The organism is Achromobacter sp. GD03932, from assembly GCF_029839485.1.
In the GTDB taxonomy this organism is placed as follows: domain Bacteria; phylum Pseudomonadota; class Gammaproteobacteria; order Burkholderiales; family Burkholderiaceae_B; genus Achromobacter; species Achromobacter bronchisepticus_A.
The window spans coordinates 96,220-121,270 of the sequence record NZ_JAOCAT010000023.1 but is presented as its reverse complement, the minus strand read 5'-3'; the positions used below and the strand labels follow the sequence as shown (position 1 = coordinate 121,270).

Below are 25,051 nucleotides of genomic sequence, written 5' to 3'. Positions count from 1 at the left end.
GGTCATCGGCGCAACGCGCTATATGGACATCGCGCTGGCGCACAAGCGCCTGGAGATCGGCGGCACCTGGCTCACGCCCGCAAGCCAGCGTTCCGGCGCCAATACCGAGGCCAAGTTCTTGCTGTTGCAGCACGCCTTTGAAACAATTGGTATCATGCGCATCGTATTCAAGACTGAACTGAGCAATATGCAATCGCGCCAGGCCATCCTGCGGATCGGCGGCGTGGAGGAAGGCGTGTTCCGCAAGCACCTGATCGCGCAATCGGGGCGCGCGCGCGACATGGTCTACTTCGCGATCCTCGACGAGGACTGGCCAGCCGTCAAAGCGCGCTTGCTGATGCGCATGCGCCGCGCCGGATAGCGCGCATCGCCCGCTCTTTTCGCAGCTTGTCCGGGCCGCCAGGCCTGCCCCGCACTATTGAAGCCAGTTATGCAACAGACCTACGCCGCGCCAGCGCGTCACACGATATACATCTACACCGAGGAACAGCGCGGCAACCAGCTGGTCGAGTCGCTGGTGATCGGCATGCTGTCCGACATATCGGGGTCCGACAAGCTCGTGGTGGTGCAGGATCCGCACAGCGGCTTGAAGTTCGTCTACCGCATCGATCACGACAGCAGCAATCTGGACGCCGCGGCAATCACCGAACAGGATGCGGCCGTTTTCAATGGCAAGACCTCGGTCCAGATCAACTCCATGACCTATCGCCTTGGCACCGCCGAGAACGCGATGAAATTGCTGCGCGGCAAAAATGAGTGGATACAGGACAAGGGCGCGGTGCTGTCCGTGCTGCTGCAGAACGCCGCTGCCCGCAAGACCCGCTTCGCCCCGCCGCGCATCGAGCGCGACCGCATGCGCAAGGTGCCGCCGGGCGTTGCCGTCGAACACCTGTCTACATAAAAAGCACAGTATCCACAGGGCCGGCCTTATCCACAATTTCTGTGGATAAAAAAGCCTCGAACCCCTGGCTGATGGCCGTTCGGCCGATGCGCAACGGGCTGCTCATTTTTTGACCAGCTGAAAATTGGCCGGCGCCCGGCTGCCATCCTTGATTCTTGACGCGGCGCCGCAGGGGCGATGATGATATTCTCCGCAAGCGCGCGATACGAAAAATATCGCGCCAGCGGACTCCCCCTATACAAGAAGACCCACATACAAGGAGCGGACAGCGTGTTTGCATTCGAAGCTCCCTGCGCGCAACCGCTGACGCCGGAATCGCCGTGACCATCATCATCGTCGACGACCACGGAGACTGGCGCGACACCATCGCTGAATACATCGAGGATCTGGGCCTGGACCGCAGCATCCTCACCGCCGGCTCGCTCGCGGAGCTGGACCAACTGTTGCTCACCGTGACGCCAGGCATCCTCGTGCTGGACGCCATGCTGCCCGACGGGGACGCGCTGACCCGTGTCTCGCACCTGCGGACATCCTTCCCGTCGATGGGCATCATCATGCTCACCGGCCGCCTCTTGAGTGAAGACAAGGTCTCGGGCCTGAGCCTGGGCGCCGACCACTACCTGACCAAACCCGTCAACCTGGCCGAGCTTGGCGCCACGCTGGTGTCGCTGTCGCGCCGCCTGCGGGTGGTGCCGGCGGGCGACGCCGACGCTCCGGAATCCGATGCCTGGCGCTTCGATCCGTCCCGGCGCACGCTGGTGTCGCCGCAGCAGGTCAGCGTGGACATCACCGATACCGAAAGCCGGCTGATCGGCGCGCTGATCCAGGCCGCGCCGCTGCCCCTGTCGCGCGGCCGCCTGATCGAGGCGCTGGGCGCCAGCGTGGAGGCCTACGATACCCACCGGCTGGACGCCCACATGCACCGCCTGCGGCGCAAGCTGCGCGCGCAGGCCGGCGGCGACATGGGCATACGCACGGTGTACGGCGTGGGCTATGTCTGCACCACGCCTGTGCAGATCGTCGGCAACGCCAAGTACTGAAACCATGACTCCTGCCATCCGACCCCGCCGTTCCGTACTCTATATGCCTGGCGCCAACGCGCGCGCGCTGGACAAGGCGCGCAGCCTGGACGCCGATGTCCTGATCCTCGACCTGGAGGATGCCGTCGCGCCCGATGCCAAGGCGCAAGCCCGCGAGCAAGTCGCCGCGGCCCTGCGCGCTGGCGGCTATGGCCGCCGCGAATGCGTGGTGCGCATCAACGCGCTGGACACGGCATGGGGCCTGGACGACGTCAGGGCCATTGCCCAGGCGGGCGCGGACGCGGTGCTGCTGCCCAAGGTGCAGTCCGCCGCCGAGCTCGACGCGCTCGCGCGAGCGCTGGACGCGGCGGGCGCGCCAGCCAGCCTGCCCTTGTGGGCCATGGCCGAAACACCCTTGGGATTTTTGCGGCTGGACGCCATCGCCTCCGGCCATCCGCGGCTGGCGGCCATCGTCGTCGGCACCTCGGACCTGGTGAAGGATCTGCACGCGCGGCATACGCCGTCTCGCGAAGAAACCCTGCTGGCACGCTCGATGGCGGTGATGGCGGCGCGGGCCCACGGCCTGGCGGCGCTGGACGGCGTGCACCTGGACCTGCATGACGACACCGGCCTGGCGGCGGCTTGCAGGCAGGGACGCGACCAGGGCTTCGATGGCAAGACGCTCATCCATCCCAAGCAGATCGCGGCGGCCAACGCCGCCTTTGCGCCCTCGGCAGAAGAACTCGCCGCCGCGCGCAAGCGCCTGGACGCCTGGCGCGCCGCGCAGGCCGCGGGCCTGGGCGTGGCCGTGGTCGACGGCGCGCTGGTGGAAAACCTGCATGCGCGCGAAGCGGAGCGCGTGCTGGCGCTGGCCGAGGCCATCGCAGACGCGCACCAGTGACAACGGCGCCAACCGCAGTAATATCGGCTTTCAAATGCATATTGCTGGTAACGCCCTGCCGGGCGCGTGGCCGGCGTATCGGGGAGCGCTCGTGACGCTGATCTTGCGGCAAATGTCGATCTCATTCTGCGTGGCGGCTTTGTGGGCCGCCACGGCGGCGGGCTTGCCGGCGCCGGCGCGCGCCCAGGCTGCCAATTTCCATCCCTGCAATTCCCAGCCTTCCCTGCCGATGTGCCTGCATGGCTACGGCAAGCGCATCGCCGTGCAGCGCTGGGGCGCGCAGCCCGACCCGCTGGACCCGGACGCGGCCGCCAACGCCTCGCTGGTCACGCGCGACCCGGCCAAGGAAATCGGCAAGCTCAAGTCCAGCACGATCCTGGTGCAGGACATGGACACGTCCGAAGTCCTGTTCGCGCGCAACGAGGACGCCGTGCGGCCCATCGCTTCCATCACCAAGCTCATGGCGGCGCTGACGCTGATCAAGGCCGGCCTGCCGATGGACGACATCATCACCATCGACGCCAGCGACACCCGCTCCACCAGCGAGTTGCCCTCGCGCCTGACAGCCGGCACCAAACTGAGCCGCGCCGATCTGCTGCGCCTGGCGTTGATCCCTTCCGAAAACAGCGCCGCGCAGGCGCTGGGACGCACCTATACCGGCGGCACGGCGGCTTTCGTCGCGGCGATGAACGCCGAGGCCCGCGCGCTGGGCATGACCGATTCCAGCTTCGCCGAACCTAGCGGCCTGTCCAACGAAAACCAGTCTTCGGCCAGGGATCTGGTCAAGTTGCTCGCGGCGATTTCCGCCCAGCCGCTGTTGCGGCAATACACCGGCGAGACCAGCTACCAGGCCGCCGGCCAGACCTTCCGCAACACCAACATCCTGGTGGGCCGTCCGCAATGGGACATCCTTGTGTCCAAGACCGGCACCACCCGCGAAGCCGGCGATTGCCTGGTGATGGCGGTCAAGGTCGGCAAGCGCAACCTGGCCATGGTGCTGCTCAACGCGCAGGGCATAAACGGCTCGCGCTTCGGCGACGCGGTGCGCCTGCGCCGGGTGCTGGACAGCCGGTACGCCTCGCGCTGACGGGCGGCATCGCGCGCCTGGGTCGCCAGGCCCGGTACAATACCCGCCTTTGACGCGGAACGAACGCCCGTTCCGTCCGCCTGCCGCGCTGCCCGAGCGCCCTGCTTCCCCACCTTCTTCTCTGCGCCTGGCCGGCGGGAATCCTGCCGCGTCCCCTGTTGCACCACCCATGATCCGCTTCCAACAAGTTTCACTCATGCGCGGCGTCAAGCCCTTGCTAGACAAGGTCGACCTGCTGCTCAACCCCGGCGACAAGATCGGCCTGATCGGCGCCAACGGCGCCGGCAAGTCCAGCCTGTTCGGTCTCTTGCGCGGCACGCTGCACGCGGACCAGGGCGACCTGGACTATCCGGCCAGCTGGCGCATGGCCTATGTGGCGCAGGAAACGCCCGCGCTGGACCGGCCCGCCATCGAGTACGCCATCGACGGCGACGTCACGCTGCGCAAGCTGGAGGCGGAACTGGCGCAGCTGGAAGCCGAGCCCGAAAGCACCGAGAACGGCCTGCGCATGGCCGACATCTACGCCGCGCTGGCCGACGCCGACGCCTACACCGTGCATTCGCGCGCCGAACAGCTGCTGACCGGCCTGGGCTTCACGCAGGCGCAGATGCACCTGCCGCTGACGAGCTTTTCGGGCGGCTGGCGCATGCGCCTGAACCTGGCGCAGGCGCTGATGTGCCCGTCCGACCTGCTGCTGCTGGACGAGCCCACCAACCACCTGGACCTGGACGCCATCATCTGGCTGGAAGACTGGCTCAAACGCTACCCAGGCACGCTCATCGTCATCTCGCACGACCGCGACTTCCTGGACGGCGTGGTCAACGTCATCGTCCATATCGACGAACGCAAGCTCAAGCGCTATTCGGGCAACTACTCGTCCTTCGAGCGCCAGCGCGCCGCGCAGCTGGAGCTGGCGCAAGGCATGCTGGAAAAGCAGATGCGCCAACGCTCGCACCTGCAATCCTTCATCGACCGCTTCAAGGCCCAGGCCAGCAAGGCGCGCCAGGCGCAGAGCCGCATCAAGGCGCTGGCCCGCATGGAAGAAGTCGCGCCGCTGCGCGCGGCGGCCGAGTTCTCGTTCGAGTTCCGCGAGCCCTTGCGTGCGCCCAACCCGCTCTTGACCATGGACGCGGTCAGCGCCGGCTATCGCATCGCGGACGAGGAAACGGAAGTCGAGTCCGACAAGATCATCGTGTCGGGCATCAATTTTTCGCTGCAGGCGGGCCAGCGCATCGGCCTGTTGGGCATCAACGGCGCGGGCAAGTCCACCTTCATCAAGACCATCGCGGGTGAACTCGCAACGCTGGCCGGCGAAGCGCAGTTCAACAAGGGGCTGTCCATCGGCTACTTCGCCCAGCACCAGGTGGAGATGCTGCGCCATGACGAATCGCCGCTTTGGCACATGACGAAGATCGCGCCCACCGTGCGCGAGCAGGAGCTGCGCAACTTTCTGGGCAGCTTCAATTTCAACGGCAACATGGCCACCAGTTCCATCGCACCGTTCTCCGGTGGTGAAAAGGCGCGCCTGGCGCTGGCCCTGATCGTCTGGCAGCGTCCCAACCTGCTGCTGCTGGACGAGCCCACCAACCACCTGGACCTGGAAACCCGCGAAGCGCTGACCACCGCGCTGGCGCAGTTCGAAGGCACGCTGATGCTGGTGTCGCACGACCGCCATCTGCTGCGCGCCACCACCGATGAATTCATCATCGTGGCCGACGGCGAGGTCAGCCCCTTCGACGGCGACCTGGACGACTACAAGGACTGGCTCTACAAGACCAAGCTGGCCGCCAAGGCCGCTTGAAGCCAGGCGCGGGCGGCCTGCCCGCGCCACGTCACGCCAGCGCGCTGGGATAGGGGCTGGTGTCGATGTGTTCCAGCATGCCGTAGGCCAGCCGCTCCAGCAGCCGCGCACGGTCGGCGGCGTGCGCCGGATCGTCCCACAGGTTGCGCAGCTCGTGCGGGTCCTGGTTCAGATCGTAGAGCTCACCCCAGCGCGCGCCATCGTAGACCGTAGCGCGAAAGCCGTCGGCCAGCAGCGTGCGGCAGCGGATGCGGCTGTTGAAGCCGAGTATCACGCGCTGCCCTTCTTCCTCGATCATCAGCGCGTCGCGCACGGCGGCCTCGCGTCCGCCGATGAGGCCGGCCATGTCGCGCCCCTGAATGCCGTTGTAGGGCTGCACGCCGGCGCGCGCCAGCACCGTGGGTGCGACGTCGATGGTGCTGAGCAAGGCATCGCTGGCCGCGCCCGCCGTCCGCGCCGCAGCCGGGTCTCGCCAGATGAAAGGCACGCGGGTCAGGCCGCGGTAGTGGATCGGCCCCTTCAGCATCAGCTGATGGTCGCCCAGGTAGTCGCCATGGTCGCTGGTGAAGATCACCACGGTGTTGTCGGCCAGCCCCTGCGCATCGAGTTCGGCCAGTACCCGGCCGATCTGGTTGTCGATGTTGGCGATCGACCCATAGTTCAGCGCCAGCGCTTCGCGCGCCTCGCGCTCGTTGCACGAAAAGATCGCGGGCGTATGCTTGACCGCCGTACCGGCGTCGCGCTGCGCGCGCAGCCAGGCCACGTGCGGCGGCGGCGTGCCCTGGCCGTGGAACGACGCGGGCAGCTCCATGTCCTCGGGCTTGTGCAGATCCCAGAACCGCCCTGGCGGCGTGAAGGGATGGTGCGGATCCGGAAACGAGCATTGCAGGAAGAACGGCTGCCCGGATGCCGCATAGCCGCGCAGCGCTTCGATGCCGCGGTCGGCGATGTAGGCCGTGGGATAGAGTTCTTCGGGCACGCGCGTGCGCCAAGCCTGGCGGATGCGCGTCAGCTCGTATTCCGGCGCGGGGATGGCATGCGCGGGGCCGATCAGCGCCTCGATCTCCGGATGCTCGCGGCGCAGCCAGCGCCGGTAGTGGCCATGCACGTCGTCGCTGTGATCGTCGACCAGGTCCACGCGCTCGAAACCATAATAGGGATAGCTCAGCTCGTGGTCGGCGCGTTCCAGCCACAGCTTGCGCTGCTCCTGGTCGTAGCGGCCGGCGTCCGGTTCGACCGCCTCGCGCGGCAATCTGTCTTCAGCGCGCACCGGCCAGGAAGGCGGAATGTCGGTCATGTTCTGCAAGTGGACCTTGCCGACCAGCGCGGTGCCGTAGCCGGCCTCGCGCATGGCTTCGACGAAGGTGCGGCTGCGCAGCGACAGCGCGATGCCGTTGTGGCGCGCGCCGTGCGCGGACGGATAGCGGCCGGTCATCAGGCTGGCGCGATTCGGCATGCAGATGGGCGTGGCCACGTGCATGTTGTCGGCGCGCCATCCGGACGCGGCCAGGCGGTCCAGGTTGGGCGTGCGGACCACGCGGTTGCCATAGGCCCCCAGATGGTCGGCGCGGTGCTGGTCGGTAATGAACAGCAGGAAGTTGACGGGCTTCGCAGCGGACGTCATTGCTTCGCTCCCGACATCTCCACGGCGGAGCGCCAGGCCGGCATGTCGCGCTTGATCATGTCGCCGAAGGCCTGCGGCGTCATGTAGATCGGCACCATGCCCAGGGGCTGCAAGGCCTGCGCGAACGCGCTGTCGGTCAGCACGGCCTCCAAATCCGAGCTCAGCTTCTTCACCACCGCGGGCGGCGTGCCGGCGGGCGCGAACAGGCCGATCCAGGAACGCACGGCGACGCCTGCGGCCACGTCCGAGAACAGCGGCACATCGGGCAGCGCCGCGTACTTTTCAGTATTGGCCACGCCCAGCACCTTGACCTTGCCGGACGCGAGGAACGGAATGGCGGGTGCGATGCCGCCTATCATCAGCGGCACGTGGCCCGCGACCAGGTCGGCCATCGCGGGCGCGGCGCCCTTGTATGGCGCATGCACCACGTCCAGGCCGGCAGCGTGCTTCAACTGTTCCATCGCCAGCTGGTGCACCGTGCCCAGGCCGGGCGAGCCATAGGTGTACTTGCCGGGATTGGCCTTGATCAGTTTGACGGCATCGGCCAGCGTCGATGCCGGAAACTCGGCATTGGCCAGCAACACCACCACGTTGTCCGCCACCAGGCCGACCGGCGCGAAATCGCGCACCGGGTCGTACGGCAGGCTGGAATACAGCGCACTGTTGATGCCGTGCGTATTGGTGGTGCCCATCAGCAGCGTGTAGCCGTCGGGCGCGGCGCGCGCCACCATGGACGCGGCAATGTTGCCGCCCGCGCCCGGCTTGTTCTCCACCACCAGCGTGTAGCCGCGAGGCTCCAGGCGCTGCGCCAGTTGGCGCGCCAGCACGTCCACCGCGCCTCCAGGCGAGAACGGCACCACGATCTGCACGGGCCGCGCCGGGTAGGCATCCGCCGCCGCCGCACCCGCAATGCCACAGGCCCAGCTCGCGGCCAGGGCCATCCAGAACTTCTTCATGAATCGTCTCCATCCCGGCGTCCTTCCCGGCCCAGCCTGGGGAACGCCTGTCTCTCGTAGAGCGGCAAGTATGCCTAGCGCCCGGTGCCGGCGTGAAATGAAATAAACTGAACGATTCATAACCATTTGAATATGAATCGCCATGTCAGAGCGCACCGGCGCCCATCTCAAGCGGCGTCATGCCGAACTGTTGGTCGCGCTCGACGACGAACGCCACCTGGGGCGCGCGGCCGAGCGCCTGCACATGTCCCAGCCCGCCGCGTCCAAGGCGCTGGCGCAGCTGGAGGAACAGGTGGGCTACGCGCTATTCGAGCGCGGAACCCAGGGCACCCTGCCGACAAATGCCGGAATGGTTATGATCCGCCACGCCCGGCACAGCCTGGGCGCGGCCCAGCGCGTGGCGGCCGAACTGCGGGCCGCCGAAGAACGCGGCGCCAGCCTGCTGCGCCTGGGCACCCTGCCCTCGGCCGCGCCCCGGCTCGCGCCGCAGTTGATCGCGCATCTGCTGGGCCTGGCGCCGCGGCTGGAAGTGAAACTGGTGGAAGGCGCGCTTGGCGAACTCATGGACAAGCTGGCGCGCGACGAGCTGGACATCGTGCTGGGCCGCCTGGGCAGCCGCCTGCTGCCCGCGGACTGCGAGGTGATCCGCCTGCACGAAGAACCTATCCTGGTGGTGGCGCGCCCCGGCCATCCGCTGGCCGCAAGCCAGGCACTGGAGGCCGTCGAACTGGCGCGCTGGCCCTGGGTGCTGCCGCTGGAAGCCACCATGATGCGCGAGCGCCTGGACGAGGCTTTCGTGCATGCCGGAGCGCGCCCGCCAGATTCCAGCATCCAATCCAATTCGCTGCTGGCCACCCTCGCCCTGCTGGCCCAGGACGACCGCCTGGCGGCCCTGCCCCAGGCAATTGCGCGCTACTGCGAACGCCAGGGCAGCGTGGCCGTGCTGCCGCTGCGGCTGGACGCCAACTTCGGCGCCATCGGCGCCGTGGTCAACCGCAACACGGCCGGCATGCCGGTGGTGCAGGCGGCAATGGCGTGGCTGCGCGGCTTGCCGGCAGGCGCGAATCAGGCCGCGCCGGGCCCGGGCGCCTGATAACCCAGCAGCACGCTGGCCGCTTCGGCTTCGCGCCGTACCGCCTGCGCGATCGGGCCGTCCGCCGAGGCGTCGAATCCGCCCGTCGCGCCCAGCGCGGTCAGCGCGGCGCAAGGCCGGCCGTTGTGGTCCAGCAGCGGCGCCGACACCGCGCTGATGCCCTTCAAATTAGTGTCGCGCACCGTGGCGCAGCCCTCGGCCAGCACCTGGCGGCGCAGGCGGCCGATCGGGTCGGCGGCGTCCAGCAGCGCCCGCATGTCGGCAGGCGCGCGCGTCAATTCGGCCTCGGCAAGCGCCCGCACCCGCGCATCGTCCTGCATGGCGAGGAACACCCGTCCGGTGGCGGACCAGAGCATGGACAGCACCGAACCCATGCGCACGTTGACCGTCACCGGCAGGCCCGGTTCCTCGAAGCGCACGATGGTCGGCCCCTTGTTGCCCATGACCGCGATGAAGCAGGTCACTTCAAGGCCTTCGCGCAGGCGCACCAGGCTGGGCTCGGCCAGGCGGATGGGATCGGCCTGGCGCAGCGCGGCCAGGCCCAGCAGCATCGCTTCCAGTCCCAGGCAGTACTGTTGAGTGGCGGCATCCTGCGCCACCAGCCCTGCTTCCATCAGGCTGACCAGGTAGCGGTGCACCTTGGCGGGGCTTTCGTCCACGTGCGCCGCCAGCAGCGTCAGGCTGGCGCGGCCGCCCAGCCGGCCCAACCCCTTCAGCACCGCCATGCCGGTTTCGGCGGCCTGCACGCGCTGGCGCCGTTCACGCGGACGGGGCGCGTCGGTAGTCTGAACGGGAACGGAGGAAGGTTCGGGAGTCTGGGTCATGGGCGCGGGGTCATGGCGCGATAAGGGATCTGCCTAGCGGCTGCGGATGCAGCCCGGAGATTACCCCAATTGAATAATTACGCAATGCGTATATGATTTACGCAATTGTAATCCGGAGCGACGACATGGGCCACCCAACCACCCCTGCAACCACCGCGCCCGCCAATACCGGCGGCTGTCCGATAGACCACGCCGCGCTGGCGCGCGCCCAGGCCTGTCCGGTCAGCCCTCGCGCCGCGGAATTCGATCCTTTTGGCGACGGCTATCAGCAGGATCCGCCCGAGTACGTGCGCTGGGCGCGCGAACAGGAACCCGTGTTCTACAGCCCCAAGCTGGGCTATTGGGTGGTCACCCGCTACGACGACATCAAGGCCGTGTTCCGCGACAACCACACCTACAGCCCCTCGATCGCGCTGGAAAAGATCACGCCCACTGGCCCCGAGGCCAACGCCGTGCTGGCCAGCTACGGCTACGCGATGAACCGCACCCTGGTCAACGAGGACGAGCCGGCCCACATGCCGCGCCGCCGCGTGCTGATGGACCCGTTCACGCCGGACGAGCTCAAGCACCACGAACCCATGGTGCGGCGCCTGACGCGCGAATACGTGGACCGCTTCATCAACGACGGCCGCGCCGACCTGGTCGACCAGATGCTGTGGGAAGTGCCCTTGACGGTTGCCCTGCACTTCCTGGGCGTACCCGAGGAAGACATGGATCTGCTGCGCAAGTACTCCATCGCGCACACCGTCAACACCTGGGGACGGCCCAAGCCGGAAGAACAGGTGGAAGTGGCGCATGCGGTGGGGAACTTCTGGCAGCTGGCGGGCAAGATCCTGGACAAGATGCGCCAGGATCCCGACGCCCCGGGCTGGATGCAGTACGGCATCCGCAAGCAGAAGGACCACCCCGAGGTCGTCACCGACTCCTACCTGCACTCGATGATGATGGCGGGCATCGTCGCGGCGCATGAGACCACCGCCAACGCCTCGGCCAACGCCATCAAGCTGCTGCTGCAGCACCCCGACGCCTGGCGCGAACTATGCGAGGACCCCGGCCTGCTGCCCAACGCGGTCGAGGAATGCCTGCGCCACAACGGCTCGGTCGCGGCCTGGCGTCGCCTGGCCACGCGCGACACCGAGATCGCCGGCGTGGCGATTCCCGCGGGCGCCAAACTCCTGATCGTGTCGTCGTCGGCCAACCACGACGAGCGCCATTTCGCCGACGCCGACTTCTTCGACATCCGCCGCGACAACGCCAGCGACCAGCTGACCTTCGGCTACGGCGCGCACCAATGCATGGGCAAGAACCTGGCGCGCATGGAGATGCAGATCTTCCTGGAAGAGCTGACGCGCCGCCTGCCGCACATGCGCCTGGCCGAACAGCAGTTCACCTACGTGCCGAACACCTCGTTCCGCGGCCCGGAGCATCTGTGGGTGGAATGGAATCCGGCCGACAACCCCGAGCGCCGCGACGCCGCCCTGCTGGATCAGGTGCAGCCGGTTCGCATCGGCGAGCCTTCCACCCACGCCATCAGCCGCAAGCTGGTCGTGACCGAGGTCACGGCCGCGGCCGACGGCATCGCGCGCATCCGGCTCGAATCGCCCGATGGCAAGCCGCTGCCGCGCTGGACGCCCGGCTCGCACATCGACCTCGAATGCGGCGACACCGGCCTCTCGCGCCAATATTCGCTCTGCGGCGATCCGGCCGCCGCGCATGCGCTGGAGATCGCCGTGCTCAAGGAAACCGCGGGCCGCGGCGGTTCCGCCTGGATCCACCAGCACCTGCGCGCGGGCAGCATCGTCCGCGCACGCGGCCCGCGCAACCATTTCCGCATGGACGAAAGCGCCAAACGCCTGATCCTCATCGCCGGCGGCATAGGCATCACGCCCATCAGCGCCATGGCGCGCCGCGCGCGCGAACTGGGCCAGGATTACGAACTGCACTACAGCGGCCGCTCGCGCGCCAGCATGGCCATGCTGGACGAACTGCAGCAACTGCACGGCGCGCGCCTGCGTCTGCACGTCAGCGACGAAGGCAGCCGCAACGACTTCGGCGCCCTGCTGTCCCGCCCCGAGACCGGCGTCCAGATCTACGCCTGCGGCCCGGAGCGCATGCTGGATGCCCTGCAGGCCGCCTGCGCCGCCTGGCCCGAGGACAGTCTGCGCGTGGAGCACTTCCATTCCACGCTCGCCACGCTGGACCCGTCCAAGGAACACGCCTTCGAGGCCGAGTTGAAGGACTCCGGCATCGTCGTGCAGGTGCCTGCCGACCAGACCCTGCTGAGCGCGCTGCGCGGCGCCAATATCGACGTGCAGAGCGACTGCGAGGAAGGACTCTGCGGCTCCTGCGAGGTGCGCGTGCTGGGCGGCGCGGTCGATCACCGCGACGTGGTGCTGACCCGCGCCGAGCGCGAGGCCGGCAACCGCATGATGGCCTGCTGCTCCCGCGCCCAGGGCAAGCGCATCGTGCTGGAGCTGTAGGGGCTGGCGTGCCTGCAATGCCGCGCGCTTGCGCCTGGCGTCGCATGCACGCATTCATATGCCTGAAGTGCGCCTGAAAGCGGTAGAATTCACCCCTCTGCTCATCACCACGTCGTCCCGCTGCAACGCGGGACGACGTTTTTTGACGCGGCCAGTCCCGGGCTTGAAGGCGGGCCCACTGCGGGCCGGCCCATGCCGCGGCCGGCCGCGGGGTAATTTCTCAGCGCTCCTAGATGCCGATCAAAGACCAACTATTCCTCGCCAGCCAGTATCTCGCCCCTCACCATCTGGTGTCGCGGCTCTTCGGGTACGCATCCGACTGCCGGGAACCCGCGGTCAAGAACTGGATGATCTCGCGCTTCGTCCGCCGCTATGGCGTGGACATGCGCGAAGCGCTGCAGGAAGACCCGCTGGCCTACGATTGCTTCAACGATTTCTTCACGCGGGCATTGAAGGAAGACGCGCGGCCGCTGGACGACGAGCCGGGCTCGGTGGTGTGTCCCGCCGACGGCGCCATCAGCCAGATGGGCGCGATCGAACATGGCCGGATCTTCCAGGCCAAGGGCCACAGCTACGGCCTGGCCGACCTGCTGGGCGGCGATACCGAGCGCGCAGCCCCGTTCCAGGGCGGCGAATTCGCCACCATCTATCTGTCGCCCAAGGATTACCACCGCGTGCACATGCCGGTCGCAGGCACCCTGCGCGAAATGGTCCACGTGCCCGGCCGCCTGTTCTCAGTCAATCCGCTGACCGCCCGCAACGTGCCGCGCCTGTTCGCGCGCAACGAGCGCGTGGTGTGCATCTTCGACACCGAGCACGGCCCGATGGCGGTGGTGCTGGTGGGCGCGATGATCGTCGCCTCCATCGAGACGGTGTGGGCCGGCCTGGTCACGCCGCACAAGCGGCGTGTCAAAGCCACCCGCTACGATGACGCGGCGCGCGCCCCGATCCATCTGGCCAAAGGCGCGGAAATGGGCCGCTTCAAGCTGGGCTCCACCGCTATCGTGCTGTTCGGCCCCAACCAGATCCGCTGGGCGGATACGCCCTCCGTGCTGGGTCCGGTGCGCATGGGCGAACTGATGGCGCTGCCCGCGTAGTTTCCGGGCAGCTCTTCGCTTAAATCGAAATTGGATGTCTGGTTTTATTCGCTTTATGCGATGAATCGGCGTTGCTAGATTACGGGCTTTTGCCGGCCCGCCATGACATCCCTGCTCTCGACCACTGCCAGTCCCCGCGCCGCCTCGGCCGACCGCCCCTTGCCGCGCGCGCTGGCGCGCATGCTGTCGCTGGACGACTTCGAGGCGGCCGCGAAACGCCGCCTGCCGCGGCCGATCTTCGGCTATGTCGCGGGCGCGGCCGAAGACAACCAGTCCCTGCGCGGCAACCGCAACGCCTTTGCGCAGTACGCGTTTTCCCCGCGCGTGCTGGTGGACGTGTCGCGCCGCACGCAGCAAACCGAGCTCTTTGGCCGCCGCTATGCCTCGCCCTTCGGCATTGCCCCGATGGGCATCAGCGCGCTGTCGGCCTACCGCGGCGACATCGTGCTGGCGCGTGCCGCGCGTGAGCAAGGCATACCCGCCATCCTCAGCGGCACCTCGCTGATTCCGCTGGAAGACGTCATCCGCGCAGCGCCCGGCACCTGGTTCCAGGCCTATCTGCCGGGGGATCCGCAGCGCATCGACGCGCTGGTCGAGCGCGCCCGCCACGCCGGCTACGAAACGCTGGTGCTGACGGTGGACATCCCCGTGTCGGCAAACCGCGAAAACAACGTGCGCACCGGCTTCTCCACGCCGCTCAAGCCCAGCCTGCGCCTGGCCTGGGACGGCCTGACGCGGCCGCGCTGGCTGGCCGGCACGTTCATGCGCACGCTGCTGGCCCATGGCATGCCGCATTTCGAAAACTCCTTCGCGACGCGCGGCGCGCCGATCGTGTCATCGTCGGTGCTGCGCGACTTCAGCGCGCGCGACCACCTCAGTTGGGAACATGTGGCGCGCATCCGCCGCCAGTGGCCGGGCACGCTCATCATCAAGGGCATCCTGCACCCGCAGGACGCGGCGCTGGCGCGGCAGCATGGCGCCGACGGCATCATCGTGTCGAACCATGGCGGCCGGCAACTGGACGGCGCGGTCTCGCCGCTGCGCGCCCTGCCCGGCGTGGTCGCCGCCGCCGGCAACATGACCGTGATGATGGATAGCGGCGTGCGCCGCGGCAGCGACGTGCTCAAGGCGCTGGCGCTGGGCGCAAGCTTCGTCTTCGTCGGACGACCCTTCAACTACGCTGCGGCGGTCGGCGGCGAAGCCGGCGTGGCGCATGCAATCGGCCTGCTGCGCGCCGAGGTCGACCGCAACATGGCGATGCTGGGCATCAACCATGTGCGGGAGATGGGGCCGGATTTGCTCGTGCGGGAGAATCCGCACGCGGCATAGAATGACGGTTCCCTTGCCACGCGCGCCGCGGCTTTCCGCCCGACGCGCCCCAGAGTCGCCGTGTCCCTACGCCAATCCTCATTCTTCCTGCGCTTCCTGACCCTGGGCGCCCTGGCTCACGTCTACGTGGGCGCCCGCCTGATCCCCGACGCCCAACTGGGCGGAGCGGGTTCCGCCGCCGCCATCCTTGTCTTGCTGCTGTCCTGCATCCTGATTCCGCTGGGGATGCTGGGGCGTTCTTCCGTGCACCCGCCCTGGGGCGACCGCATCGCCTGGGTCGGGCTGTTCGCGATGGGCCTGTTCTCGTCCCTGTTCGTGCTGACGGTACTGCGCGACGCGCTGCTGCTGGCGGCGGGGCTGGCGGATCTGCTCATCGGCGCCGGTCTGCCTTGGACCGCGCTGCGCCGGGCCAGCGCCTGGACCGTGCCCCTACTGGCTCTCGCCGCGACCTTGGCCGGCCTGTACAACGCCCGCAAGCGGGCGCGCGTGGTCGATGTGGACGTGCCCATCGCCGGGCTCGCGCCCGACCTGGACGGTTTCACCATCGTGCAGATCAGCGACATCCACGTCGGCCCGACCATCAAGAAACGCTACGTGCAGGCCATCGTCGACGCCGTCAATGAACAGCTGCCGGACATGATTGCGATCACTGGCGATGTGGTCGACGGCAGCGTCGAGCAGCTTTCCGCCCAGGCCAGCCCGCTGGGTCAGCTGCGCGCGACCCACGGGGTTTATCTGGTGACTGGCAACCATGAATACTATTCGGGCGCCACGCCCTGGATCGCCGAGTTCCGCCGCATGGGGCTGCGCGTGCTGATGAATGAACACGTGGTCATCCACCCCGCCGGCCTGCCCGTGGTGGTGGCGGGCATCACCGACTACAGCGCGGGCTCGTTCGATCCGCAGCAGCGCAGCAGCCCCAAGGCGGCGCTGGCGGGCGCGCCCGCCGATGCCATGCCCCGGATACTGCTGGCGCACCAGCCGCGCAGCGCGGCGGCGGCCGAGCCGCTGGGCTATACCCTGCAATTGTCCGGCCATACGCATGGCGGACAATTCTTCCCCTGGGGTTTCTTCGTGCGGTTCCAGCAGCCCTATACGGCCGGCCTGCATCGCCTGGGCAAGATGTGGATCTACATCAGCCGCGGCACGGGCTATTGGGGACCGCCCAAGCGCCTGGGCGCGCCCTCCGAGATCACGCGCCTGCGGCTGCGCGCGGCTTGAGCGGCGCGGTTCAGCCGTTGTCCGGCAAGGGCCCGCGCTCCAGATAGCTGGTCAAGGCGATGTCGCTGGTGGTGTTGGTGATGCCGTCGATCTGATGGATGCGGGCCAGCAGCGCCTCCAGCGCCTGCGTGTCGCGCACGCGCACTTTCAGCAGCATGGCGCTCTTGCCGGTGATGGTGTGGATCTCCTCCACCTCGGTCAGCTCGGCCAGCCCCAGCACCTGCTGCGTAATGGTCCAGTTGTTGGTGTCCACGTGCACGAAGGCCAGCAGCGGCCGGCCGATGCGCGCGCCATCCAGCTTGGCGGCGATGCCTTTTATCAGGCCGTCGCGCTTCAGACGCTTGACCCTTTCATGCACGGCCGGGGCGGAGAGGTTCAGCATTTTGCCCAGTTCGGCGTAGCTGGGGGAGGCATCGTCGGCCAGCAGCGTTAATAGCTTTCGGTCGCGGTCGTCAAGATCAGGCATTGGAATTGGGTTCTGCCGAACGGCATTCGAACTTTTATGGAATAAGGAAATATAAGCGTTAACCCTTATTTTATTCCAATAAAATTTCGCGATGCAGAACCGTAGCACCCGCAGCGCCCGCCCCGCCTCTTCCGTCCCCGCCCTGATGTTCGCCGTCAGCGTCGTAGGCTCCAACGGTCTGGCGCTCAGCCCCATCCTGAGCGACGTGGCGCGCTCTTTTTCCACTTCCCCGCTGACCATCAGCACCGCCATTTCCGCGTATGGCGCGGCCACCGCCGCCAGCGCCTTCTTTTTGGCCGCCCGCATCGACCGCATCGGCGTGCGCCGCTCGCTGCTGGGCGCGATGGCGGTGCTGATCGCCGCGCTGATCTTGTCCGCCTGCGCGCCGCACTGGATCGTGCTGACGCTGGCGCAAGCCCTGGCAGGCGCTGCGGCGGGGGTCATCCTGCCCGCGGCCTATGGATCGGCCGCGCTGATCGCGCCGCCCGGCCAGGAGGCGCGCACCCTGGGCCGCGTCATCGCGGGTTGGTCCGTGTCGCTGGTGGCGGGCGTGCCGCTGTCCGCGCTCATCTCCGACGCCGTGGGTTGGCGCGCCACCTACGCCACGCTGGCGCTCTGCGCCGCCATCGCCGTGCTCGGGCTGCGCCAGCTGCCGGAGCGCCGCGCCGAGAATCCCGCGCCGCTGCGCCTGTCGCGCCTGCTGGCGCCGTTGTCCTATCGCGACGTGCCCGCTTTGCTGCTGGGCTGCCTGGCGTTCTCGTCGGCCTTCTATGGCGTGTATGCCTTCCTGGCCGATCATGTGCGCGGCCTGCTGGGGCTATCCGCGGGACAGGTAGGCTTCATCGCTTTCGCCTACGGCGCAGGGTTCCTGCTGGCCGGGGTAGCTGGCGCGCCGCTGATCGAGCGGCTGGGGCCGCGCCGCGCCCTGCCGATGGCGTTGGGCGTGATCGCGCTGGTGTATCTGGGGCTGCTGCCGGCCGCGCATGCGTTGAGCGCGGTGCTTGCCATCGCCACCCTCTGGGGCGCGGCCTCGCAACTGAGCCTGAACCTGCTGGTGCTGCTGCTGTCGCGCGCCCGGCCCGAAGAACGCGGCGCGGTGCTGGGGCTGAATACCTGCACCACCTATCTGGGCGCAAGCGTCGGCACCGCGATCGCCGGCACCATCTACACCCACGCGGGGTTCGAAGCGCTGGGCTTGGCCGCGGCCTGCGCCCTGGCCGCCGCGGCGCTAGGCCTGCATTGGCGCCTGAACGGCCGGCGCGCGGCGGGCGGCCAGGCGGCTGCCTGAGCGCCCCTCAGCTCCGGTACTCCACCGCGCAATCCCTACCCGACCGCTTGGCCTGATATAGCGCGAAATCCGCACGGCGCAGCACGTCCGACGCGGTGGCGTCGCCAGGTAGAAAGCCCGCGATGCCGCCGCTGACCGACAGCGTCACCACCGCCCCGTCGATATCCGCCGGATGCTGCCTCAGGCTGGCGCGCAGGCGCTCGCAGATCGCGCGCGCCACCGCCGCGTCGGCGTCCGCCAGCAGCACCAGGAATTCCTCGCCGCCCAGCCTTCCTGCCGAATCGCCCTCGCGCAGACAGGCGCGCAGTTGATCGCAGAAGTGCCTCAGCGCCACGTCACCCCCCAAGTGCCCATAGCGGTCGTTGACCTGCTTGAAGTAATCCAGGTCCAGCATCAGCGCGGTGGTCGGCCCGCCCGCGCCACGGCGGCCGTCGGCCAGGCGTTCTTCCATGCGCTTGAGGATTTCGGCGCGGTTCCAGCAGCCGGTCAGGCTGTCCACCCGGGCCATGCGCTCCAGCGCGGCTTCCGCGCGCCGGCTTTCAGTGATGTCCATGCCCAGGTTCACGACCTTGCCGTCGGGCAACTTGACGTTGGACCAAAGCACCGACAGTTGCTCGCCGTCGCGTGTGCGCGGCTGCCATTCGCGGAACGAGCGTTCGGGCCGCGCGACGACGCTGTCCATCGCGCGATCCCGTACCGCCGGATCGGGGTAAAACAGCGCAAACGGGTTCGAGCTCAGCTTGATCTCGGCTTCGGACCAGCCGAAGCGCCGCACACAGGCGTCGTTCCACAGCGTGCAGCGGCCGTCCTGGTCGAAGGCGTTGATCAGCACCGGCGCCGACCGGAACAGCGCGCCGAACTGCGCAATGACTTCGTTTTGGCGCGCCAGCTCGCTTTCGCGCGCGGCCGCGCCCAGCACGGCGTGCTGCGCGAAGCTGGCCAGTATGGCTTGCGCGTTGGCGTGGGCTGACGCATCGGCCAGCTCGCGCCTGAAGAGAAAGGCGATGTGGCCGCAGGCGACTCCATTCCCGTCGAAGAGCGTACGGGCCACGCAGGCCCGCACGCCGGCCTCGAGCAGCCAGGGATGGTCTTGCCGCAAGTCTCGCAGACACGCCTGCGAGGTCTGATCCGCCAGCCGCGCATGCAAGGCGTCGCCCGCGCCCGCGGGATCGGCCGCCAGGCCCGCGCCGCAACTGACGCTGGCGATCAGCTCCGTCCCGCCGCCGGCGTCATGCAGCCGCACCCAGGCGTAGTCCACGCCCATGTCCGCGACCGCGCGGTTGATCAGCGTATCGAAAAAACCGGCCTGCGGCCCCGCCGCGAGGATCGCGCTGGCCGCAGCCAGGATGCGGCCGTCATCGACGGGCAGGACCTGGGCATGGGCGGCATCGTCGGGCGATGGAATACGCATGGCTTGGGGCTCGAAAGTAGAGGGCGCGCCCTGCGGAGCAGCCATGGCGGCGCCTGATCTCCGGGCGGGAGGAAAATTGGGGCCAGTATACGAGCTATCTCTGAGCCGAACTGCCAAGAATCGTCAACGCCCGCCCCCCCTCGGCTCGCCGCGCCGCGCTACCAGGGAAAGTCGATCAGGTCGCCATAAAGGCTGCGCAGCTTGGCCTTCACTTCGGCCGAGTTCTGGTAGATCGAAATGAACTTCAGCAGGCGCGGATCCTGCGCGCCGGCCGGCGTGGCCACCCAGCGGATGGCATAGCGCCGCACATTGGCCGGATCGGTGTTGTCAAAGGCCAGGCCGTCCTTCTCGTTCAAGCCGGCCTGCTTGGCGAAGGTGGTGTAGGTGACGGACGCGGTCACGTCGTCGAAGGTGCGCGCGGACTGGGAGCCTTCGATCGGCACGAACTTCAGCTTCTTGGGGTTCGACACCACGTCCTCCAGCGCGGCCTGGTGCGCCACGCCGGGCTTGAGCTTGATCAGGCCGATGGATTCCAGCAACAACAGCGCCCGGCCGGTGTTGACCGGGTCGTTGGGAACCGCAATGGTCGCGCCCTCGGGCATCGCGTCGCCCTTCTTCAGCTTCTTGGAAAACAGGCCGATGGTGGTGGAATAGCCGTAGGCGATGGGCTTGAGGTCAGCGCCGCGGCGCTGGTTGAAGAGTTCCAGGAAGGGTTCATGCTGGAAGAAGTTCGCGTCCACCGAACCGTCGGCGACCGCGATGTTGGGCAACACCCAGTCGTTGAATTCCACCAGCTTGACCTCCAGGCCTTCCTTTTGGGCCTGGGCGATGGCGATCTCGGTGGCGGCATTGGCCACGCTGGGGATCACGCCGATGCGCAGCGGCTTGTCCTGCGCCATGACGGCGGAGGCGCAGGCCAGCGCCAACCCGGCCGTGGCCGCGCAGCGGGTGAATTTCAGTAGCAGTTTGTGCAACAACATGAGGACCATCCAGGTAGGAAAACAGGGCATCGCCCCGCGCAGCCGCTATTGTGCAGCAGCCCGCGGCATCGCCCGGCAATGGCCTTTGTCACGCAATGGCAATGCCGCGGACCGGATTGCGGCGCTAAGATGGCTGCAATACCTCCTCGGGAGACGCTCATGAGCGCGGTATTGAACACCCAGCCGGGCGCGCAGTCCGCCGCCAGCCACCGCGACCGCGTGGAAGACCAGCTCGGCGCACACAACTACCATCCGCTTGACGTGGTCATCGCGCGCGGCAGCGGCGTCTGGCTCTACGACGTGGACGGCCGCAAGTACCTGGATTGCCTGTCGGCCTACTCCGCCGTCAACCAGGGGCATTGCCATCCCGCCATCCTGGCCGCCATGGCCGAGCAGGCGCAAAAGCTCACGCTGACCTCGCGCGCCTTCCGCCACGACCAGATGGCGCCGTTCTACGAAGACCTGGCGCGCCTGACCGGAGCGCACAAGATCCTGCCCATGAACAGCGGCGCGGAAGCCGTGGAAACCGCCATCAAGGCCGTGCGCAAATGGGGCTACGAAGTGCGCGGCGTGCCGGAGAACCAGGCCGAGATCATCGTCTGCGCCAACAACTTCCATGGCCGCACGCTTGGTATCGTGGGCTTCTCTACCGACCCTGACGCCTATGGCCACTATGGGCCGTTCGCGCCGGGATTCAAGATCGTTCCTTTCGGCGACTACGAGGCCTTCGACGCCGCCATCACGCCCAACACCGTGGCATTCCTGGTGGAACCGATACAGGGTGAAGCCGGGGTGGTCCTGCCGCCTGCGGGCTATTTCGCGCGGGTGCGCCAGCGCTGCACCGAGCGCGGCATCACGCTGATCCTGGACGAGATCCAGACCGGCCTGGGCCGCACCGGCAAGCTGCTGGCAGAAGAGCATGAAGGCATCGAAGCGGACGTCACCTTGATCGGCAAGGCGCTGTCGGGCGGTTTCTACCCCGTGTCGGCGGTGCTGTCCAACGCCGACGTGCTGGGCGTGTTCCAGCCCGGCCAGCACGGCAGCACGGCAGCACCTTCGGCGGCAACCCGCTGGCCTGCGCCATCGCGCGCGCCGCGCTGCGCGTGCTGATCGAGGAAGGCATGATAGAAAACGCGGCCGCCATGGGTTCCTACTTCCTGGACCGCCTGCGCACCCTGCCGGGTCCCGTGCGCGAAGTGCGCGGACGCGGCCTGATGCTGGCTGTGGAACTGGAGCCCGACGCCGGCGGCGCGCGCCTGTGGTGCGAACGCCTGCAGGCACGCGGGATGCTGGTCAAGGATACGCACGGCCACACGCTGCGCCTGTCGCCGCCGCTGATCGTGACGCGCGAACAGATCGACTGGGCCTGCGACCAATTGAGCGCGGTATTATCCGCCACTTGATGCCCCCTACCGGAGTCCGCGATTTGCAGAACACCGCCAACCTGCCCCACCACATCACCCTGATCGGCGCGCCCACCGACATCGGCGCCGGCGCGCGCGGCGCGTCCATGGGGCCTGAAGCCCTGCGCGTGGCGGATCTGGGCCCGGTCATCGAGGCCCAGGGTTTCCAGGTGACCGACCGCGGCAACCTCTACGGCCCGGCCAATCCCTGGCTGCCGCCGGTGGACGGCTATCGCCACCTGGACGAAGTCGCCGCCTGGAACCGCGCGGTGCACGACGCCGTCCATGAGGAATTGAGCCAGGGCCGCCTGCCCATCCTACTGGGCGGCGACCACTGCCTGGGCATAGGCTCGATCAGCGCGGTCGCGCGCCATTGCCGCACGGCTGGCAAGAAGCTGCGCGTGTTGTGGCTGGACGCCCATGCCGACTTCAATACCAACGCGCTCACCCCCACCGGCAACATCCACGGCATGCCGGTGGCCTGCCTGTGCGGCTACGGCCCGGCGCAGATCACGGGCCTGTCCGGCCAGACGCCCGACATCGAGCCGGGCTGGGTGCGGCAGATCGGCATCCGCAGCGTGGACCAGGGCGAAAAGCGCCTGGTGCATGAGGCCGGGCTGGAAGTCTTCGACATGCGCTACCTGGACGAAATGGGTATGCGCGCCACCATGGAAGCGGCCCTGTCCGGGCTGGACGCCGATACCCATCTGCACGTGAGCTTCGACGTGGATTTCCTCGACCCGGAAATCGCCCCCGGCGTGGGCACCACCGTCCCCGGCGGCCCCACCTACCGCGAGGCGCAGCTGTGCATGGAAATGATCGCCGACACCGGCCTGATGCGGTCGCTGGACGTGGTGGAACTGAACCCTGCCTTCGACGTGCGCAACAAGACCGCGGAGCTGGCGGTGGACCTCATCGAAAGCCTGTTCGGCAAGTCCACGCTGATGCGCCGCGGTTCCTGAGCCCCATGCACAGGCCCTAAGCTTCCCGGCCGAGACGGATCGCTTCCGCCGTCTCGGTCAACAAGCGCAGGTTCTCTGCGCGCCTCTCGGCAACGCGCGAAGTGGGTCCCGCCATGCACAGCGCGTACCATTCCCCGCCCAGGTCCAGCGCCACCGCCAGCCCGGTCAGGTCGGCCACGCTTTCGCCGGCGTTTTCGGCCCAGCCCCTGGCCGCCGTCCGCTCCACTTCGTCCAGCAGCGCCTGGCGCGTGACCAGCGTGCGATCCGTATAGCGTTCGTACCCGGCGTCCGCCAGGATGCTCTCGCGCTCGGCCGGCCCCAGGCGCGCAAGAATGGCCTTGGCCACGGCGCTGGTGTGCAAAGGCCGCCGCACCCCGGGCCGGGTCGCGTAGTGCACCGGGTGGGTGGATTCCGCCATGTCCAGGAACAGCACCGCGCCGTCCTGGATCTTGCCCAGCATCACCGTTTCATTGGCCGCATCGCGCAGCGCCGCGAGCTGCGGACGCACCCGCTCCATCCAGGGATCGCCCGATTGGATCGACCCGCACAAGGCATGCAGCTTGGGCGTGGGGTAGTAGCCGGCGCGCCGCCGGACCTCGTACAGATAGCCCCGCGCCACCAGCGTGCGCACCAATGCCAGGCAGCTGGACATGGGCGCGCCCAGGCCCTGCGCCAGCTCGGTCAGCGGCATCGGCCGCCGCTCCTGGGCAAACAGTTCGATCAGTTCCAGCGTTCTTGCGACGAGCTTCACTTCCATGCGTCTACCCCTCGCGCGGCGTCCCTCCAGCCGGCGCGCCCGCGCTTCGACTTGGGAAATCCACTATGTTGACTTTTCATATGTGCGAACCTAAATTCTTGCACAAGAATTTTCTTTCACCAATGTGAAATAATTTTCGGCCAGATGGAGAACTGGCGCCCCGCAAGCAGATACACAGCATCCCAACGAGACACCAATAATTCGGCCCTCATCGGGCCGGGAGGCAAGCAGATGCGTATCAAACCCCTGTTGGCGGCGCTGGCCGCCTCGCTGGCCGCCTGCGCGGCCCAAGCCCAAAACGACGTGGTGCGCCTGGGCGTGTCCAACGACCGTTCGGGCATCTATTCCGACCTGGGCGGGCTGGGCTCCGAGATGGCCGTGCGCATGGCGGTCGAGGACTTTGGCGGCAAGGTCGCCGGCAAGACCGTCGAAGTCATAGGCGCCGACAACCAGAACAAGGCGGACGTGGCCTCGGCCCTGGTTCGCCGCTGGTTCGACACGCAAGGCCTGGTGGCCGTGGTGGACGGCGGCGCCAGCTCCGCAGGGTTGGCCGCGCAGGGCGTGGCGCGCGAAAAAGGCGGAACCGCCCTCATCAGCGGCGGCTTCGCCGGGGACTTCAGCGGCAAGCAGTGCAGCAATCTCAGCACCCAATGGGCGCCCGACACCTATGCCCTGGCCAATGCCGTGGTCAAGAGCGTGGTCGAAAGCGGCGGCAAGTCCTGGTACTTCATCACCACCGATTACGTCTTCGGCAAATCGCTGGAAGCCAACGCCTCGCGCTTCGTGGACAAGGCCGGCGGCAAGGTGCTGGGCAGCACCCGGCATCCGCTGGGCGCGCTGGATTTCGCTTCGTTCCTGGTGCAGGCCCAATCGTCCAAGGCTGACGTGGTGGGCCTGGCCAGCGCCGGCGGCGATCTGGTCAACCTGATCAAGCAGGCCCAGGAGTTCGGACTGACCGGCGGCAAGCAGCGCATGCTGACTTTCCTGACCTTCATCAACGACGTCCAGGCGATGGGCCTGCCCGTGGCGCAAGGGCTGACTTTCCCGACCGGTTTCTATTGGGACGCGGACGAGGACACCCGGGCCTGGACCCAGCGCTGGCAAAAGAAGATGGGCGTGACGCGCGCGCCGTCCATCGTGCAGGCGCTGAGCTACGTTGCCACGACGCACTATCTGCAAGCCGCCCAGGCCGCCGGCACCTTCGACGGCGCGACCGTCAACCAGAAGATGCGCGAGTTGCCCATCACCACCAAACTGATCAAGAATGCCCGGGTGCGCCCCGAAGACGGCCGCGTCATCATGGATCTGTATCTGGTCGAAGTGAAGAAACCCGCCGAATCCAAGTACCCCGGCGACTTCTACCGCATCCTGTCCACGGTGCCGGGCGAAAAGGTCTTCGTGTCCCTGGCGGACAGTGAATGCCCGACCGTGAAGAAATAGCCTTGCCACGC

21 protein-coding genes and 1 pseudogene are annotated in these 25,051 nt (G+C 67.7%); 15 read left to right on the top strand and 7 right to left on the bottom strand.

Features of this window, described 5'->3' with window-relative positions; translation table 11 throughout:
* The 6 genes from N5C88_RS21235 to N5C88_RS21210 form a co-directional block, all read left to right on the top strand.
* A partial coding sequence (locus N5C88_RS21235; RefSeq protein ID WP_280016170.1) for a GNAT family protein occupies positions 1-361 on the top strand: 361 nt, incomplete at its 5' end.
* Between the two features lie 69 nt (positions 362-430).
* Positions 431-901, top strand: coding sequence for a hypothetical protein (locus tag N5C88_RS21230; protein ID WP_059375963.1), 471 nt, complete (start codon positions 431-433; stop codon positions 899-901).
* Between the two features lie 320 nt (positions 902-1,221).
* On the top strand, positions 1,222-1,941 hold the full coding sequence (locus N5C88_RS21225; RefSeq protein WP_059375961.1) for a response regulator transcription factor: 720 nt from the start codon (positions 1,222-1,224) through the stop codon (positions 1,939-1,941).
* Between the two features lie 4 nt (positions 1,942-1,945).
* Positions 1,946-2,821, top strand: coding sequence for a CoA ester lyase (locus N5C88_RS21220; RefSeq protein WP_118932450.1), 876 nt, complete (start codon positions 1,946-1,948; stop codon positions 2,819-2,821).
* A gap of 91 nt (positions 2,822-2,912) precedes the next feature.
* Positions 2,913-3,908, top strand: coding sequence for a serine hydrolase (locus N5C88_RS21215; protein ID WP_280016169.1), 996 nt, complete (start codon positions 2,913-2,915; stop codon positions 3,906-3,908).
* 169 nt (positions 3,909-4,077) lie between these two features.
* Complete coding sequence (locus tag N5C88_RS21210) at positions 4,078-5,709, top strand: ATP-binding cassette domain-containing protein (RefSeq protein ID WP_059375957.1); 1,632 nt, start codon at positions 4,078-4,080, stop codon at positions 5,707-5,709.
* Between the two features lie 31 nt (positions 5,710-5,740).
* Here N5C88_RS21210 and N5C88_RS21205 read toward each other — a convergent pair whose 3' ends face one another.
* Both N5C88_RS21205 and N5C88_RS21200 read right to left on the bottom strand, forming a co-directional pair.
* Positions 5,741-7,333 carry a sulfatase-like hydrolase/transferase gene (locus tag N5C88_RS21205; RefSeq protein WP_280016168.1) on the bottom strand — a complete coding sequence of 531 codons (1,593 nt, stop codon included), beginning with the start codon at positions 7,331-7,333 and terminating at the stop codon, positions 5,741-5,743.
* Complete coding sequence (locus tag N5C88_RS21200; protein ID WP_280016167.1) at positions 7,330-8,289, bottom strand: tripartite tricarboxylate transporter substrate binding protein; 960 nt, start codon at positions 8,287-8,289, stop codon at positions 7,330-7,332. The genes N5C88_RS21205 and N5C88_RS21200 overlap by 4 nt, the downstream gene beginning before the upstream one ends.
* Positions 8,290-8,431: 142 nt before the next feature.
* On the opposite strand from N5C88_RS21200, the gene N5C88_RS21195 reads away from it, so the two are divergent.
* Positions 8,432-9,382, top strand: a complete 951-nt coding sequence (locus N5C88_RS21195) for a LysR substrate-binding domain-containing protein (RefSeq protein ID WP_251880025.1) — start codon at positions 8,432-8,434, stop codon at positions 9,380-9,382.
* On the opposite strand, the gene N5C88_RS21190 is transcribed toward N5C88_RS21195, so the two are convergent.
* Positions 9,355-10,206 carry an IclR family transcriptional regulator gene (locus N5C88_RS21190; protein ID WP_059375946.1) on the bottom strand — a complete coding sequence of 284 codons (852 nt, stop codon included), beginning with the start codon at positions 10,204-10,206 and terminating at the stop codon, positions 9,355-9,357. The genes N5C88_RS21195 and N5C88_RS21190 overlap by 28 nt on opposite strands.
* A gap of 125 nt (positions 10,207-10,331) precedes the next feature.
* Here N5C88_RS21190 and N5C88_RS21185 point away from each other — a divergent pair, with 125 nt between their 5' ends.
* The 4 genes from N5C88_RS21185 (at position 10,332) to N5C88_RS21170 (ending at position 16,333) form a co-directional block, all read left to right on the top strand.
* Positions 10,332-12,686, top strand: a complete 2,355-nt coding sequence (locus tag N5C88_RS21185; RefSeq protein ID WP_280016166.1) for a cytochrome P450/oxidoreductase — start codon at positions 10,332-10,334, stop codon at positions 12,684-12,686.
* Between the two features lie 233 nt (positions 12,687-12,919).
* Positions 12,920-13,783: an archaetidylserine decarboxylase gene (gene asd / locus N5C88_RS21180; protein WP_059375944.1), complete on the top strand. Its 864-nt coding sequence runs from the start codon at positions 12,920-12,922 to the stop codon at positions 13,781-13,783.
* Positions 13,784-13,885: 102 nt separating this feature from the next.
* Positions 13,886-15,112 (top strand): alpha-hydroxy acid oxidase, encoded by a 1,227-nt coding sequence (locus tag N5C88_RS21175; protein WP_059375943.1) that lies wholly within the window; start codon positions 13,886-13,888, stop codon positions 15,110-15,112.
* A gap of 60 nt (positions 15,113-15,172) precedes the next feature.
* Entirely contained in the window at positions 15,173-16,333 is a 1,161-nt protein-coding gene (locus tag N5C88_RS21170) for a metallophosphoesterase (protein ID WP_280016165.1), read from the top strand.
* Positions 16,334-16,343: 10 nt separating this feature from the next.
* On the opposite strand, the gene N5C88_RS21165 is transcribed toward N5C88_RS21170, so the two are convergent.
* Positions 16,344-16,799, bottom strand: coding sequence for an Lrp/AsnC family transcriptional regulator (locus N5C88_RS21165; protein WP_054454198.1), 456 nt, complete (start codon positions 16,797-16,799; stop codon positions 16,344-16,346).
* Between the two features lie 91 nt (positions 16,800-16,890).
* On the opposite strand from N5C88_RS21165, the gene N5C88_RS21160 reads away from it, so the two are divergent.
* Positions 16,891-18,087 (top strand): MFS transporter, encoded by a 1,197-nt coding sequence (locus N5C88_RS21160; RefSeq protein WP_059375938.1) that lies wholly within the window; start codon positions 16,891-16,893, stop codon positions 18,085-18,087.
* Between the two features lie 7 nt (positions 18,088-18,094).
* Here N5C88_RS21160 and N5C88_RS21155 read toward each other — a convergent pair whose 3' ends face one another.
* The gene (locus N5C88_RS21155; RefSeq protein ID WP_280016164.1) at positions 18,095-19,543 is read right to left on the bottom strand and encodes a diguanylate cyclase; all 1,449 of its coding nucleotides are present in this window, start codon (positions 19,541-19,543) and stop codon (positions 18,095-18,097) included.
* Positions 19,544-19,656: 113 nt separating this feature from the next.
* On the bottom strand, positions 19,657-20,478 hold the full coding sequence (locus tag N5C88_RS21150; protein WP_280016163.1) for a MetQ/NlpA family ABC transporter substrate-binding protein: 822 nt from the start codon (positions 20,476-20,478) through the stop codon (positions 19,657-19,659).
* Positions 20,479-20,637: 159 nt separating this feature from the next.
* Between N5C88_RS21150 and rocD the strand changes: the two are divergent.
* Positions 20,638-21,881: pseudogene (rocD, locus tag N5C88_RS21145) on the top strand (ornithine--oxo-acid transaminase).
* A complete protein-coding gene (gene rocF, locus N5C88_RS21135) occupies positions 21,881-22,843 on the top strand; it encodes an arginase (protein WP_118932458.1) in 963 nt (320 codons plus the stop codon). Before rocD ends, rocF begins: the two are co-directional and overlap by 1 nt.
* 16 nt (positions 22,844-22,859) lie before the next feature.
* Here rocF and N5C88_RS21130 read toward each other — a convergent pair whose 3' ends face one another.
* Entirely contained in the window at positions 22,860-23,600 is a 741-nt protein-coding gene (locus N5C88_RS21130; protein ID WP_118932459.1) for an IclR family transcriptional regulator, read from the bottom strand.
* A 231-nt stretch (positions 23,601-23,831) separates the two neighbouring features.
* Between N5C88_RS21130 and N5C88_RS21125 the strand changes: the two genes are divergently transcribed.
* Positions 23,832-25,040, top strand: coding sequence for an ABC transporter substrate-binding protein (locus tag N5C88_RS21125; protein ID WP_059375924.1), 1,209 nt, complete (start codon positions 23,832-23,834; stop codon positions 25,038-25,040).
* Positions 25,041-25,051 lie beyond the last annotated feature (11 nt).